The organism is Oceanispirochaeta crateris (assembly GCF_008329965.1).
Lineage (GTDB): Bacteria > Spirochaetota > Spirochaetia > DSM-2461 > DSM-2461 > Oceanispirochaeta > Oceanispirochaeta crateris.
In genome coordinates, this window is sequence record NZ_CP036150.1 from 1283808 (window position 1) to 1297531 (window position 13724).

19 protein-coding genes are annotated in these 13724 nt (G+C 39.1%); 16 read left to right on the forward strand and 3 right to left on the reverse strand.

Annotation, left to right across the window (positions count from 1 at the left end; all coding sequences use genetic code 11):
- Positions 1 to 116: 116 nt before the first annotated feature.
- From EXM22_RS05810 to EXM22_RS05865, 12 genes are all read left to right on the forward strand, one after another.
- The gene (locus EXM22_RS05810) at positions 117 to 2906 is read left to right on the forward strand and encodes a chromosome segregation SMC family protein (protein WP_149485607.1); all 2790 of its coding nucleotides are present in this window, start codon (positions 117 to 119) and stop codon (positions 2904 to 2906) included.
- Positions 2893 to 3285, forward strand: coding sequence for a hypothetical protein (locus EXM22_RS05815; RefSeq protein ID WP_149485608.1), 393 nt, complete (start codon positions 2893 to 2895; stop codon positions 3283 to 3285). The genes EXM22_RS05810 and EXM22_RS05815 overlap by 14 nt, the downstream gene beginning before the upstream one ends.
- Positions 3275 to 4699 (forward strand): hypothetical protein, encoded by a 1425-nt coding sequence (locus EXM22_RS05820; protein WP_149485609.1) that lies wholly within the window; start codon positions 3275 to 3277, stop codon positions 4697 to 4699. The genes EXM22_RS05815 and EXM22_RS05820 overlap by 11 nt, the downstream gene beginning before the upstream one ends.
- A 90-nt stretch (positions 4700 to 4789) precedes the next feature.
- Positions 4790 to 6124 (forward strand): signal recognition particle protein, encoded by a 1335-nt coding sequence (ffh, locus tag EXM22_RS05825; protein ID WP_149485610.1) that lies wholly within the window; start codon positions 4790 to 4792, stop codon positions 6122 to 6124.
- 15 nt (positions 6125 to 6139) lie between these two features.
- Positions 6140 to 6391 (forward strand): 30S ribosomal protein S16, encoded by a 252-nt coding sequence (rpsP, locus tag EXM22_RS05830; protein WP_149485611.1) that lies wholly within the window; start codon positions 6140 to 6142, stop codon positions 6389 to 6391.
- 18 nt (positions 6392 to 6409) lie between these two features.
- Complete coding sequence (locus tag EXM22_RS05835) at positions 6410 to 6643, forward strand: KH domain-containing protein (RefSeq protein ID WP_149485612.1); 234 nt, start codon at positions 6410 to 6412, stop codon at positions 6641 to 6643.
- Positions 6643 to 7143, forward strand: coding sequence for a ribosome maturation factor RimM (rimM, locus tag EXM22_RS05840; RefSeq protein ID WP_149485613.1), 501 nt, complete (start codon positions 6643 to 6645; stop codon positions 7141 to 7143). The genes EXM22_RS05835 and rimM overlap by 1 nt, the downstream gene beginning before the upstream one ends.
- A complete protein-coding gene (gene trmD, locus EXM22_RS05845) occupies positions 7140 to 7832 on the forward strand; it encodes a tRNA (guanosine(37)-N1)-methyltransferase TrmD (RefSeq protein ID WP_149487939.1) in 693 nt (230 codons plus the stop codon). Before rimM ends, trmD begins: the two co-directional genes overlap by 4 nt.
- Complete coding sequence (rplS, locus tag EXM22_RS05850) at positions 7832 to 8197, forward strand: 50S ribosomal protein L19 (RefSeq protein ID WP_149485614.1); 366 nt, start codon at positions 7832 to 7834, stop codon at positions 8195 to 8197. Before trmD ends, rplS begins: the two co-directional genes overlap by 1 nt.
- 130 nt (positions 8198 to 8327) lie before the next feature.
- Entirely contained in the window at positions 8328 to 9467 is a 1140-nt protein-coding gene (locus EXM22_RS05855) for an HD-GYP domain-containing protein (RefSeq protein ID WP_168203373.1), read from the forward strand.
- Positions 9454 to 9801, forward strand: coding sequence for a YraN family protein (locus EXM22_RS05860; RefSeq protein WP_149485616.1), 348 nt, complete (start codon positions 9454 to 9456; stop codon positions 9799 to 9801). The genes EXM22_RS05855 and EXM22_RS05860 overlap by 14 nt, the downstream gene beginning before the upstream one ends.
- A 161-nt stretch (positions 9802 to 9962) precedes the next feature.
- On the forward strand, positions 9963 to 10358 hold the full coding sequence (locus EXM22_RS05865) for a hypothetical protein (protein WP_149485617.1): 396 nt from the start codon (positions 9963 to 9965) through the stop codon (positions 10356 to 10358).
- A 67-nt stretch (positions 10359 to 10425) separates the two neighbouring features.
- On the opposite strand, the gene EXM22_RS05870 is transcribed toward EXM22_RS05865, so the two are convergent.
- Positions 10426 to 11127 (reverse strand): HEAT repeat domain-containing protein, encoded by a 702-nt coding sequence (locus tag EXM22_RS05870; protein ID WP_168203374.1) that lies wholly within the window; start codon positions 11125 to 11127, stop codon positions 10426 to 10428.
- 42 nt (positions 11128 to 11169) lie between these two features.
- The gene (locus EXM22_RS05875) at positions 11170 to 11751 is read right to left on the reverse strand and encodes a hypothetical protein (RefSeq protein ID WP_149485619.1); all 582 of its coding nucleotides are present in this window, start codon (positions 11749 to 11751) and stop codon (positions 11170 to 11172) included.
- Between the two features lie 169 nt (positions 11752 to 11920).
- On the opposite strand from EXM22_RS05875, the gene coaD reads away from it, so the two are divergent.
- The gene (gene coaD / locus EXM22_RS05880) at positions 11921 to 12415 is read left to right on the forward strand and encodes a pantetheine-phosphate adenylyltransferase (RefSeq protein ID WP_149485620.1); all 495 of its coding nucleotides are present in this window, start codon (positions 11921 to 11923) and stop codon (positions 12413 to 12415) included.
- A gap of 4 nt (positions 12416 to 12419) precedes the next feature.
- Here the strand turns inward: coaD and EXM22_RS18210 are convergent, their stop codons facing one another.
- Positions 12420 to 12572, reverse strand: a complete 153-nt coding sequence (locus tag EXM22_RS18210; protein WP_168203247.1) for a hypothetical protein — start codon at positions 12570 to 12572, stop codon at positions 12420 to 12422.
- Here EXM22_RS18210 and rpmF point away from each other — a divergent pair.
- The 3 genes from rpmF to rnc are packed head-to-tail and all read left to right on the forward strand — an operon-like array spanning position 12511 to position 13721.
- Positions 12511 to 12699: a 50S ribosomal protein L32 gene (gene rpmF, locus EXM22_RS05885; protein WP_149485621.1), complete on the forward strand. Its 189-nt coding sequence runs from the start codon at positions 12511 to 12513 to the stop codon at positions 12697 to 12699. The two genes, EXM22_RS18210 and rpmF, sit on opposite strands and share 62 nt — an antisense overlap.
- A 17-nt stretch (positions 12700 to 12716) precedes the next feature.
- Positions 12717 to 12956 (forward strand): acyl carrier protein, encoded by a 240-nt coding sequence (gene acpP, locus EXM22_RS05890; protein ID WP_149485622.1) that lies wholly within the window; start codon positions 12717 to 12719, stop codon positions 12954 to 12956.
- Positions 12957 to 13004: 48 nt separating this feature from the next.
- Complete coding sequence (rnc, locus tag EXM22_RS05895) at positions 13005 to 13721, forward strand: ribonuclease III (protein WP_149487940.1); 717 nt, start codon at positions 13005 to 13007, stop codon at positions 13719 to 13721.
- The last annotated feature ends 3 nt before the right edge of the window (positions 13722 to 13724 follow it).

Sequence of the window (13724 nt, forward strand, 5' to 3'; positions counted from 1 at the left end):
AGTCAAATAGCGGCCCGCCCTTGTGGCGGGTTTTTTTATTTAAAATTGCACCTGACCAATTATTTAGCTTGTGTTATATTTAAGGGTTGTAAGCCACCCCAAATTTTGGAGGAGACGTGTTTCTTAAACGCATAGAAATAATGGGTTTTAAGTCCTTTGCAGACAGAACTCATATTGACTTTACAGATGGAATTACAGCGCTGCTAGGTCCCAATGGATGCGGAAAAAGCAATATAGTAGATGCCATGAAGTGGGTTCTGGGTGAACAGTCCACTAAAAACATGAGAGCCGAAAAGATGGAAGATGTCATCTTCAATGGTACGGATGAACGCAAAGCACTGAATGTTGCAGAAGTCACCCTTATAATTTCCAATGAAGAAAACCTCCTAGACCTTGATCTTTCCGAGATATCTATTAAACGACGCCTCTATAGAAATGGTGATAGTGAATACTTTGTAAATAATACTCTGGTCAAGCTCAAAGAATTGAGAGAGCTCTTTTATGACACAGGAATAGGTAAATCTGCTTACTCAATTATGGAACAGGGAAAAATAGATCAAGTCCTTTCAAATAAGCCTGAAGAAAGGCGCTACCTGTTTGAAGAAGCGGCGGGTATCACACGTTTCAAAATGAAAGGCAGTGAAGCTGAAAGAAAACTCAACAAGACCAATGAAAACATGGTTCAAGTTGAAAATATCCTGAGTGAAGTCAAAAAGAATTATGAAACGCTAAAAAAACAATCTGATAAAACACTCATTTATAGACAATTACGAGAAGAAATATCATCAATCGACATTGATCTTCAACTCCTCAAATACAACCAACTAGTGAGCCAGCTGCAATCAAAAGAGAAAATACTAAATAAAGAACTTGAGAATAAAGGTAAAATAGTAGAAGAGATCAATAGCCTGAATGGAAACCTCGCCAGTAATCTGGATGAAGTGAATTCAATGGAAAATGAACTCATTGAAGACCAAAAACGGCTTTATGGCCTCGATCTTGAAAAAGAGAATCTTTCAGATAGGATTAAATTTCTGGGAGAACAGTTGGGAGAACTGGAAAATCAAAAACAAACTCTCAAACAAAAAGAACTTGATTTCCTAGATAAAAAAGAAGGCTTTAAGAAAGAAGAGGTCAACCGGAAAAATTCCTTACAGGAATTCAAGGATCAGTTGAAAGATATAGAAAATAATATTCTAAACTTTCAAAAGAACATCAAGTCTGCAGAAATTGGGATCGACGAGAATTCCCGTATAATAAAAGAAACCGAATCTCGGATTGTTCAGGGTGAGAAAGACAGAGAAACCCTACAGCATAAACTCAGAGACTTAACGGATAACATCGTCCATCAACTTGATCAGGGTCTCAAGAATTCAGGATTTTCCATAAAAAAGAAGAAAGAGCTAGAAGAAAAGGTCATATCTCAACTCAAGGCTGTACAGATACAACTGGAGGGTAAAATTAGACTTTTTGATGATTCTTCAAGAGTCGGACACGGTAAAGATGATTCTGAAATATGGGATTCAGGGGTTCTAATCTTGAGGGAATTCCAAAAAAACCTGTCTGTCCTTGAAGAGTCCATTCACAATCTTGCAGATTCTCTCCCAGATTTTCTGGAAGAGTTTCTTGCTCCCAGTGGCATTATCAGTAAAAAAAGAGATATTGACGATAACATAGAAAAACTGGCTTTGAGTCTTAAAAACGATAGAGATAGTGTTAAGACCAAAACCGATGAATCGATGAAATTGAACATAAGGATTCAGGAATACAGAAATACCCTTGAGGAATTGAGAGTCAATAAAGCCAGGATGGCCACCCAAATAACGGCCATAGAGGACAATATACAAGTCTTATCCAGAGAAATCATGGAATTGGAAGAACAGATTCGAAATAATCTGGAAGAAATAAATCATGTAGAAGCCCGGAAAATGGAAACCCAGAAAAAAATTGACGAATCGGGCATCCTCTTGAAAAACCATGATGTATCCAAGAAAGATCTTCTATTGAAACTCAAAAAGCTTGAAAAATCCATCCAAAACAGAACAAAGGATGTGAGCGGGAAAGAGGGTGAATTAAAGAAGAAAAATGCAGATCTTCAAAAATTGATCTTGAATCTGGAAAAGGTTAACCTTGAAATTGAACATATTAATACAGATCTACAGGAATTGAAACAAAACTTCCGAGAGAATAATTCTGCTGATATCATGAGTTTTATAGAGAGGATACCTTTTCTGAATACAAATCGTCAGGATCTAAAAAGTGATTATTCAGCGGCAAGGGAAAAACTGAGGGCATTGGGACAGGTCAACCTGATGGCTCCGGAAGAATTCTCCGAAGTCAAAGAGCGTTATGATTTCCTCAATAAACAATTGGAAGACCTGCGAACAGCAAAGGAACATTTAATTCAGGTTACCAATGAAATACGAAAGGAGTCGGCTCATCTTTTCCAGAAAACCTATCAGGAAATTAAAAAGAATTTTAATGAAACATTTCGAAGAATGTTCGGAGGTGGACGGGCAGAGTTGAAACTCGTAGATCCAGAGAATATTCTTGAGTCCGGTATAGAAATTTACGCACAGCCTCCCGGAAAAAAACTTGAGAACATCGCTCTTCTATCCGGTGGAGAACGATCGCTCACAGGAGTGGCTCTGCTCTTTGCAACATATAAGGTAAAACCCTCACCATTTTGTATCCTCGATGAGATCGATGCGGCCCTCGATGAAGCTAATATTCAGAGGTTCATCAATGTTCTCATGGATTTTGGGGAGAGATCACAATTTATTGTGATTACCCACAACAAAAAGACCGTAACGGGAGCCAAAACTCTATTGGGTATAACCATGCAGGAATCTGGAGTCTCTAAGCTTATTGCTATGAAAATAGGAGAAGCCAATGAAACTCGCTAATATAATGGTCTCCATCAACAAAAAAGTCCTAATACTGATGGGAGTTGCAGCTCTCCTCCTTTCATTTTTAATCGTGACCTTGATGTTATTCTTTAACTATAGAGAGGAACAGTCGGTGAAAGAGGCAGAACAGAAAAAAATGGCCTATGATATGAGTATTCTAAGTCAGACAACGAAAAGTAAAAATAGAAGTGAACTGATTTATCCGGAAGTCATTGAAGAGCAGGACTTGAGCATTGATCCCTATCGTGAAAAAGATTTTAAATGGACTGCCGATGAAGTCTCCAGGCTGTGGATTGAACCGGATGCCGGAGATATTGACTACTTCACCGATGCCAATCATAAACTAGTATGGGATATTCTCAAAGATGCGCCCTGAATATCTGATCTTACCACTGTTGCTCCTCATGGCTTTGTCATCTTGCCAAACAACAGCAGATGATATAGAGAACCCGTCCCCTGTAGAATCAGGAAACATCACCACTGAAGTTCAGGCAGAAACAATTCAAGCAGAAGAGCCCGCACAGGAAGCTCAAACAACAGACACAGTAATAGAATCCGTCACAGTAGAGGAATCTCCGGACGAGATAACTGTTGAAGAGGAACCTATTCCCAAACTGATTTCCGATTTGAAAGAAAAAGATCGCAGGGGAGGGTTAAAAAAACAATCCGAGCCTGAAATAACGGATATGCCGGAGATTATATCACCCTCGTCGACCTTAGAAGCTCCTGAGGAACTTGATCCTGAAGAAGAGGCCCAAGAGACTATCGCTCCGCCAGTTTCCGAGGAACCTATACCTTCTGATGAGCCAATAGAGTATTTTGAAGCAGATCCTCTACCATCTGAAACAGCAGAGCCAGACAGGGATCTACTTCCCTCTGAAAATGAATCAGCTCCATTCAATCCTTTACTCCCCATTTTGATTCAACCTCACCAGAGTGATTCTGAATCACCAGTTCCCACAATGCCAGAGAAGATTCCCCAGAATAATATACCAGCAGATACGGAACAGCCCTCTGCTCTGGATGTGGAAGAAATTGACCAAGAACTGCCCTCTGAAAATCAGAATGAAAATGACACCATATTGCCTATTGCCTCCGGCGAGTATCAACTCAGTTCTGATTCATCTGGGAAACTGATCATACAACTTCAGGGACCGGGCTGGATCTATCTCTCCAACAATGGAGACTCATCGTTCAAATTAATAGACAAATCCTATGACCCTGAAAGCGGTAGAACCAAATTCATTTTTAGCACATCTCAGGAAGAAGATTTGATCAATGAAATCATTTTTTTAAAACAGGATTTACTGCGTGGAGAATCCGCTCAGCAGTCCCTTACGATCGATAGCAGTAACAATCCCCTGATCAACGATCAAAACATCACAGAGACTCCTGAGGGCTCTCAAAACAGCTTAGAGACTATTATCAGCAACAGTGATGAAAAACCCCTTACAGAGGATCAGGAGAGGGAAGAACAACAATGGCAGGATTCCTTGTACCCAGAGCTAGGGACAATCGATGAGACCATGTCTGAAGAAACAATTTCGAGTGAAAATACCGCCCGGGAAAATTCGACAGTTCAAGAGGAACCATTTCCCCCTACAGGCCTCAAGGCTTCAGAGCTTCTAAAGCAAGCTGAGTACTATGAACAACCCGGTCCGGGGCAATCTCTCGAAAAAGCCATGCAGCTTTATGATATTATCATAAAAGATTACCCGGTAACAGAAGAGAGATTCATTGCCGAAAGCAGAATTAGATATCTAAACAAACATTATTTTAAAGTACAGTGATAAATGATTTTATTTCATCCTTAGGGTGTTGACTAAGCTGCCGAATATCTGTATAAAAACTGGATAGTTAAAGAAGGGTTCGATTAATATATGCTTGAAAAATTAACAGAGAAATTTTCAGATCTTTCCAGACAGTTGTCGGGACAGTCCAAAATTTCAGATAAAAATATTGAAGATGCAGTCAATGAAATAAAAATGGCACTCCTTGATGCGGATGTTAACATTCGTGTAGTGCGCCGTTTTGTAAATCATACGATTGAAGAAGCCAGGGGAGAAAAGGTTCTAAAAGCCATCAATCCCGGGCAGATGTTTATCAAGTTAGTACATGATCGTATGGTGACCCTCCTGGGAGATAGCAAACAGGATTTAATCTTAAAGGGTCCAGACACCGTTTCTTCAATACTCTTTCTTGGGCTCAACGGAGCTGGTAAGACAACGACTGCCGCAAAATTGGCAGCCCGCCTTAAATCCGAAGGGAGACGTCCTCTACTGGTTGCCTGTGACCTTGCACGGCCCGCAGCTGTTCAGCAGCTCAAGGTCCTAGGAGAGCAAACTGATGTTGAAGTTTATTCCGAAGAGTCTCAGAATCCTGTAAAAGTCGCTAAAAACGCGCTGAAACACGCTAAAAAGTTTCAATTTAATACGGTAATATTTGATACTGCAGGTCGACTTCAGATCGATGCTGATCTAATGAAACAGATCAAAGAGATCAAAGATGCCGTAAAACCTGATGAAACAATCCTTGTTGCCGATGCTATGACCGGTCAGAGTGCCGTTGACATAGCAAAGACATTTGATGAAGAATTGGATTTGTCAGGTGTTATACTCAGTAAATTTGACTCCGATACACGCGGCGGTGCTGCTCTTTCCCTCAAGAGCATCACAGGTAAAGCAATTAAGTTTATCGGAGTCGGTGAAAAAATAGAAAATCTTGAACCTTTTTATCCTGAGAGAATTGCCTCCCGAATACTGGGAATGGGCGATATCGTCTCTTTGGTAGAAAAGGCACAAGAAACAGCCTCAGAAGAAGAAGCTCTCCAGCTTCAGAAGAAAATGGCTTCTGCCACATTCTCTCTGGAAGATTATCTGGAACAGTTTCAACGGATGCGGAAAATGGGCAGTGTTCAATCACTTGTCGGCATGCTTCCCGGATTGGCAGGGAAAGTATCCGAAGAGGATATTGACGAAAATGCTTTAAAACGCGAAGAGGCAATCATTCTCTCAATGACTCGGAAAGAAAGACAGAATCATCGGATTATTGGTCCACCCCGGAAAAAGCGTATTGCTTTGGGTAGCGGATCCACTGTAGCCGATGTAAACAAGCTTCTGAAGAATTTTGAGAAAATGCGGTTGATGATGAAGAAAATCAGCAAAAATAAAAAGTACCAAGCCCAGCTGATGCAGCAGTTTGGTGGCATGTCTTAAACAGTAGGAGAAAGAATAGTGGTTAAGATACGACTGAAAAGAATGGGAGCGAAGAAGCGCCCTTATTACAGAATAGTTGTTATGGACTCAAGATCACCCAGAGACGGTAGAACCATTGAAGAAGTGGGTTACTATCATCCGGTTGAAGCAGCAGATAAGCAAGTTAAATTCAAAGAAGAAAGAGTCCGCGAATGGTTAGATAAAGGGGCTCAGCCCACTATGACCGTACGGAAACTTCTGAACAAGAATAACTTTTTTATCAAATAAATCTTCAGTGGAGTGGATGTGGAAAAAGACTTAGTTGAATTTATAGCAAAATCTCTCGTAGATGATCCTGATAGTGTAATTGTCAACATGATTGAAGGTGAAAAGTCTACAATTATTGAACTCAAAGTTGCAGACGACGACATTGGAAAGGTCATTGGAAAACACGGACGAATTGCAAAAGCTGTTCGAACGATCCTCAGTGCTTCTGCCAATAAAACCGGTAAGAGGTTTGTGCTGGAAATTCTGGACTAATGTTGAAGGAAATAGCCATTGGCCGTATCCGAAAAACACACGGAGTTAAAGGCTATCTGAAGGTAATGAGTTTTTCGGGTGAATATGACCATTTCATGGATTTGGAAAAGATCACCTTGAAAAGCAAAGATCAATCTAAGATTTTCAAGATTGAAGAAGTAACTCCCTTTAGTGGGGAAATACTAATCAAATTGGAAGGGATTGATACTCCTGAAAAGGGTAAACTGCTTTCCGGTTGGGACATATGGGTCCCCAGGGAACATGCGGCGCACTTAGAACAGGGTGAATTCTACCATGCCGACCTTCATGGTTGTCAGATTTTGCTTGAAGGAAAAGTGATTGGCTCAGTTCAATCCATTCTGGAATCTGGATCGAACGACCTGCTGGAGATCAAAACAGAAAAAGGGATGAAACTGATCCCTTTTAATTCTGTATTTATCGGTGGTGTGGATACAGAAAATAAGACAATAGAATTGCTTGAAGGGTGGATTTTGGATTGAAATTCACCGTTTTAACATTGTTTCCAGAAATTTTGGAATCATTCTTCAACAGTTCTATCATGAAAAAAGCAGTAGAGAAGGGTTTAATTGAGTACAACCTTGTGGATATCAGAGATTTTGCTCTGGATAAACACAGGACTTGTGATGATGCTCCCTATGGGGGTGGAGCAGGAATGGTGCTGAAGGCAGAACCTCTGGCATTAGCGCTGGACTCTGTAAAGGCCTCTGTAAAAAGAACAGTATTTCCAACTCCATCGGGAGTGAGATATACTCAGAAAATTGCTGAGGAATTGTCAGAAGAAAAAGAGATTGTTCTCATTTGCGGCAGATATGAAGGCATTGACCAAAGGATCATTGATCTGTATGTTGATGATGAAGTGTGTATTGGAGATTATGTAATATCCTCCGGTGAAATAGCATCATTAGTGGTCATAGACAGTATCTACCGGCTCTGCGACGGAGTCATTACACAGGAATCCCTGGAAGAAGAAAGCTTTCAGGATACACTGCTGGAATACCCGCATTATACTAGACCCGAGGTGTTTAGAGACCAAAAGGTACCTGACATCTTATTATCCGGACATCATGCCCGCATTGTAGAATGGAGGCATGGAAAACGTCTGGAAAAAACGAAAAAGAATCGTCCTGATTTATGGGACGGCCATGATTTAGACAGGAGGATGAAGTAATGGATATTATTCGTGCTGTTGAAGCTGAACAGTTGAAGGATAACGCTGAAAACTTCAGAGTTGGTGACACCGTTAAGGTTCACTTTAAAATTATTGAAGGTAAAAACGAAAGAATTCAGATTTATGAAGGACTCGTTATTGCAATTAACAACACGGGGATCAACAGAACTGTTACTGTTCGTAAGATTTCCTACGGTGTAGGTGTGGAAAGAATTTTCCCCATTCATTCACCAAAGATTCAATTGATTGAAGTTACCAGACGCGGTAAAGTTAGACGCGCCAAACTCTATTATATCCGTGATAGAGTTGGTAAGGCTGCCAAAGTAAAAGAACTGATAAGAAAAAAAACAGTTACAAAGGCATAATTATTTAGTTGATTTGGAAGGCTCCCTTTGAAAGGGAGCCTTTTTTATTGAAAAGTATACAATCAAAAAATGATTTATGTTATAATGTATTATGCAATGGCTCTGTCTAACAGATAAAAGCAGGTTACTAATGAATAATTATAAAGTCAGCGACTTAAAACCCGGTCTTTCTTGTAATAAACCGGTATACATAGATGAAGAGACTCTTTTCATCCCCGCTGGGGTTCCTATCAGAGAGAAAGACCTCTCTCGTCTTGATAAATGGGGAGTCTCCGAGGTTCAATCTGAAGGCATGTTTTCTGAATCTGAAAACGAAGACTTATTGAACAGCAGACAACTTTGGGGAATCCCCTCAGATAAGGAACTCTCTACGTTCTATAATAAAACTCTCGATGATTTGGATAATTTATTTAATCGTATCAATCTGATGGAAGATATCAATGTAGCAGAACTGGATAGGATCTCTGACAAGTTGATAGATACTGTTGAAAATAAAAAAATGCAGACGATTAGAATGGTTCTAACTCACAACAGCAGCACAAAAGCCATGGCTAAAAGTGCTCTTAATACGGCAATTTTAACCTTAACTATTGGTTTTGCCATGAATAGACCTAGACCAAAATTGCTGCAACTTGTCAACGGCGCTCTCCTTCATGATATTGGAATGATGCGCATACCCGAAGAAATAAAAGTCAAAAAATCCGGCTTAAGCAGTACAGAAATGAACAAACTGAAGAGCCATACAGTTTTTTCCTACCAGATTATCTCGAAGGAACTGGGTTATGGAGATACGATTGCACAAATAGCTCTTGAGCATCACGAACGCTGGGATGGTGATGGTTATCCCCAGGGTAAAAAGAAAGACGATATCCTTATGGAAGCTCGCATTGTTTCCATTGCAGACGCTTTTGAAGCCATGGTGAGTGAAAGGCCCTACCGGAATTCGATGATTGGCTATGAAGCCATGAAGCATATCATCAGTGATAACTCTAGAAAATTTGACCCCGAGATTCTCAGATATTTTATTCACAGTATGGGAATCTATCCTCTGGGGAGCATTGTCATGTTAAATGATTCTACAGTAGCCAGAGTCATAAAAGGAAACCCTGAAGCCCCTCTGCGTCCAGAAGTGATAACACTGATAGACAGTACGGGTAAAGAGTATCCCGGTGATATGGGTCCTGTACTGAATCTACTGGAAATCAAAAACCTTTTTATTGTTAAAGCAGTAGATCTAAATTCTCTGTTATTAAGGAATGATACAGCATAAAAAAGGTGTTCTTGGAGAGCAGAGAGCTACAGATTATCTCTCATCATCAGGATATCAAATTATAAAAAGAAACTTCAGGAAATCCTTCGGAGAAGTCGATATTATAGCTGTAAAGGGAAATAAAATTGTTTTTTGTGAAATTAAAAATTGGGATTATATCGGCTGGGAGGATTTACATTTCAGCATAAATACAAGTAAAATCCAGAGGATAAAGAGGGTTGCAACTCTTTTTCTTCAACAGAATCCGGATTATGATGGTTATCATGTCGGTTTCGATTTGATTCTTTTGTCAAGGAGGATGAAAGTTTTGAATCATATTGAGGATTTTATCTAGGGAGAAGGAGCTCCGAATGGTAAGAATCGCGAAAAATACAGATCCAAAAAAACTCAAGGAATTAAAGTCCAAAATATTGGAACAAGATTATCTTGATTTAGCAATTACAAGGATCGCATTGACATTAACAAATGAAATTGTTCATATGAACGAGGATAAAAGTGGCATCAAATTCCAATAGTAGCCGTCCCCCCCGGAAAAACAATAGAAACCGGAACTATAAGGGAAGGAAGAAGACCAGTCAGACAATTAGCTACACCGGCCCTGCGGTGAGTTGTTCTCTGTGTGAAAAGAATATCAGAGACCTCAGCTCCGCCATCAAAGAAAGAGATTCAGGTCTCCCGGCCCATTTTGACTGTATCATCAAGAAAATTGCAGAAAATGAGACGCTCAAAGAACAGGAAAAGATTGTCTATCTTGGAAGTGGTAAATTTGCTGTTATTCAAACAGAAAACAATCAGAATAAGAATTTCAAGATTGTAAGAGAAATTGAATACGAGGAAAAAGAAGAGGATCCTCCAGAATGGAGAGGATCACTTAAGAAAGAAATTCTATAAGGATTCTATTGTATTCAAAAAAAAGCCACCTCTTGGGTGGCTTTTTTATTTCCAGAACTCTATGAAATCAAAAGTCCTGTAGATCTTTCAACAATTCAAATGCTTTTTTACGTACAACGGTGATGTATCCACTTCTAGGGTCTGCAATCTTTGTCAATTCTTCAAAGACCCTGATATCATCAATTCCATCACTGTCATCCGCCAAATTTTCAACGGCTAAAATAAAAGCATTGGCAAAATTATTATCTTTATTCAGAGCTGTTTGAGAACGCATGGCATCGGCGAGAACAGCCATGGCCACTCCATTGTCATCAGTACCAACCTTAGAAATAGCCACAACAGCCTCTGCCAGAACCATAGGCTCGTTATCAGTTAAGAGTACGGTGATAAGCGATTCACGTGCAAAATCCCCTCCGACTTCACCCAGTAATCTCACGGCCTCTTTACGAACCATGGGAAAGTTGTTAATAACAGCTCCCTGTTCGATGACCTGATTGCTAATGCCCTCTGTTCCCAAGCTGCTAAGGATTCCAACCATTTCTCTATTATCGGGGTCTACATCACCATCTGATATCATTTTCTCAATGTCTTGAATGGCGATCATCTTCATGTCACGATCCACAGAGTCTGCCTCAGCCTTGATAATTTTAACTTTAACCTGACTCTTTAAATACAACTCTTCAATTGTCTGCTCATCTTCCTGAGCAGCAAGATTCATCGTTAGAAGGATAGAAAACAGAAGGACAGCACCCAGCTTAAATTTATTCATTTTAATTTCTCCCACTTTAATTATATTCATTATACGTATATTTTACCAAACACTAATTAACCATTTACCATCAACATTTTCTAATTCATAAAGGATTGTTCTTTTTTCTCTAAACAAAGTATAGGCAGTAATATGATTATCATCCATAAAAACAATATCATCCAAGACAGCCTTTGATCGACTAGGGACAACTACCCATTCAAAATAATCCTTTAAAGTTCCAAGCACTATATTATTATCGGCCAGAATTTCAGATTGCTCAGAAATCTGTTTTAATTTCTCTTTATCGTTATATGTTTGAATGTAATTATCCGAGAGGAATAATTTCCATTTGTCATAATTTTCATCAGAAATAATTTCATTAAGATTTTCAATAAGTTCCTTCATTTCATTGAATGTTTGTTCGTACAGAGCAGCAGAGACTGCAAACCCTGTTTCGTTATTAACAATGACCTCTTCTTCAACGGTCTTTTCTGCGACGAGAGGCTCTTCTACGCTTTTAATGTCCTCCTCTGCTGGTTCAACCTGAACAGTCTGTTCTTCAGCCACAGGTTCGACTGTTTTACAGGAGAAAAATGCAAAGATTAATATCATCATCCAATAGACAGGTGTTATTTTTTTCATGAAATTAGTCTATCCATTTAAACAGAGAATGTCAAAATAAATTCTACATATAAATAATTTATTTGTTTTCACTCGGAGTTTTAATCCTTTATTTTTTCCGCAGATTTGCTAAAATTTACAATATTTGTTTGTGTTGATTACCAGCTGCAAAATCATTAAGATAAACAGCATGGTAAAAGCAGTGTTTCCCGGTTCATTTGATCCACCGACCAATGGACATTTAAATTTGATCAAAAGAGGATCTCAACTCTTTGATTCCCTGGATGTTGTTATTTCCGTAAACTATCAAAAGAAATATCTACTGACTCCAGAAGAAAGGTTTACTCTAATAAATGATATGATAGAGGACATACCCAATGTGACGGTCACCCTTTGGGACAGGTTGATAGTCGACTACGCTCATAACAATAATATTGGTGTTATAATGAGAGGCGTACGTGCTGTGGATGATTTTGGGTACGAATTTGAACTATCCATGCTGAATAAGCAGCTGAATCCGCAAGTTGAAACGATTTTTCTTCCTACGGATCAGAAGTATTTTGTCCTACGGTCTTCCTCCATCAAAGAACTTGTGCAGCTAGGGGCGGATGTGAGTAAAATGATCCCCCTTAATGTAGAAAAACTTCTGAGAGAAAAAATATTTGATAAGGGTAAAATTAATTAAAAAGCTAATTTATTTTAACAGATGTGGATACCTTGACAAAAAAAAGAGGACGTACTATATTCTTCCAGTCAATAACAGCCAGGAGAGGATTATAAATGGCAGTACCAAAATATAAAACATCAAAAGCAAGGTCCAAAAGAAGACGTACCATTAACATGAGAATGGGCGTTCCTACTTTGGTATCCTGCAGTAACTGCGGAAATAAAGTTCTTAGACACAGAGTTTGTCCTAAGTGTGGTTTCTACAAGGGTAATCAGATTATTGAGCCTCAGGATATGGCTTAATTTCAAGGAGTCTTACGATGGATGAATTATTCGAAAAACTGAAGAATCTTATTGCTGAAAAATTGGAAGTGGAAGAGGATAAAATTACTCTTGACGCACGCTTTAGAGAAGACCTCGGAGCGGACAGTCTGGACACATATGAACTCCTTTATGCTATCGATTCTGAAATGGGTGTATCCGTACCCGATGAAAAAGCAACAGAATTTGAAAAAGTTTCTGATGCTCTTGATTTCATTAAAGCAGAACTTGGTAAATAATCGAATCCAACAGTGAAACTTTTTTCTACAACACAGGGCATAGTTTCTATGCCCTGTACTCTTTTAAGAAAGAAAGAATTATTAATCTTCGAAAAATCAGCTGGAATAAAATTCAAAAACCACGATCTTCTTAATCTGGCGTTCTGTCATAGATCTTACACGAATGAGCATCAGGATCAATTTGAAAATAATGAAAAACTTGAATTTCTAGGTGATTCTATCCTCGGGCTTGTCGTTTCGGACTATCTATATAATTATCTCCCCGATAAGGCAGAGGGTGACTTGGCCCGAATTAAATCCTTTGTAGTCAGCGAAGAAAGCTTAGCCGAACTGTCACATCAACTTGAAATTGAAAAATATTTATTGATGGGGAAGGGTGAAGAAAATTCTGGCGGACGTCTCAAAAAAGCAATACTAGCAGATGCAATGGAAGCTATTTTCGGAGCCTACTACCTAGATGTTGGCTTTAAAGAGGTTGCTCGATTTATCTCAACATTGCTCATTCCACAAATTGAGAAAGTTCTTGAAAAAAAACATAAGCGTGATTTTAAGACATTACTTCAGGAATTTTGCCAAAAGACATATAAAATATATCCACGGTATACTGTGATTAAAAAATCAGGGCCCGATCATAATAAAACTTTTTGGATTGAAGTCAATGTTAATGACATATCCTATGGTCCGGGTGTAGGAAAGAATAAAAAAGAAGCGGAACAAAAAGCCGCGAAACAGGCCTATCTCACACTCAATCCTGAAGATAAATAACCA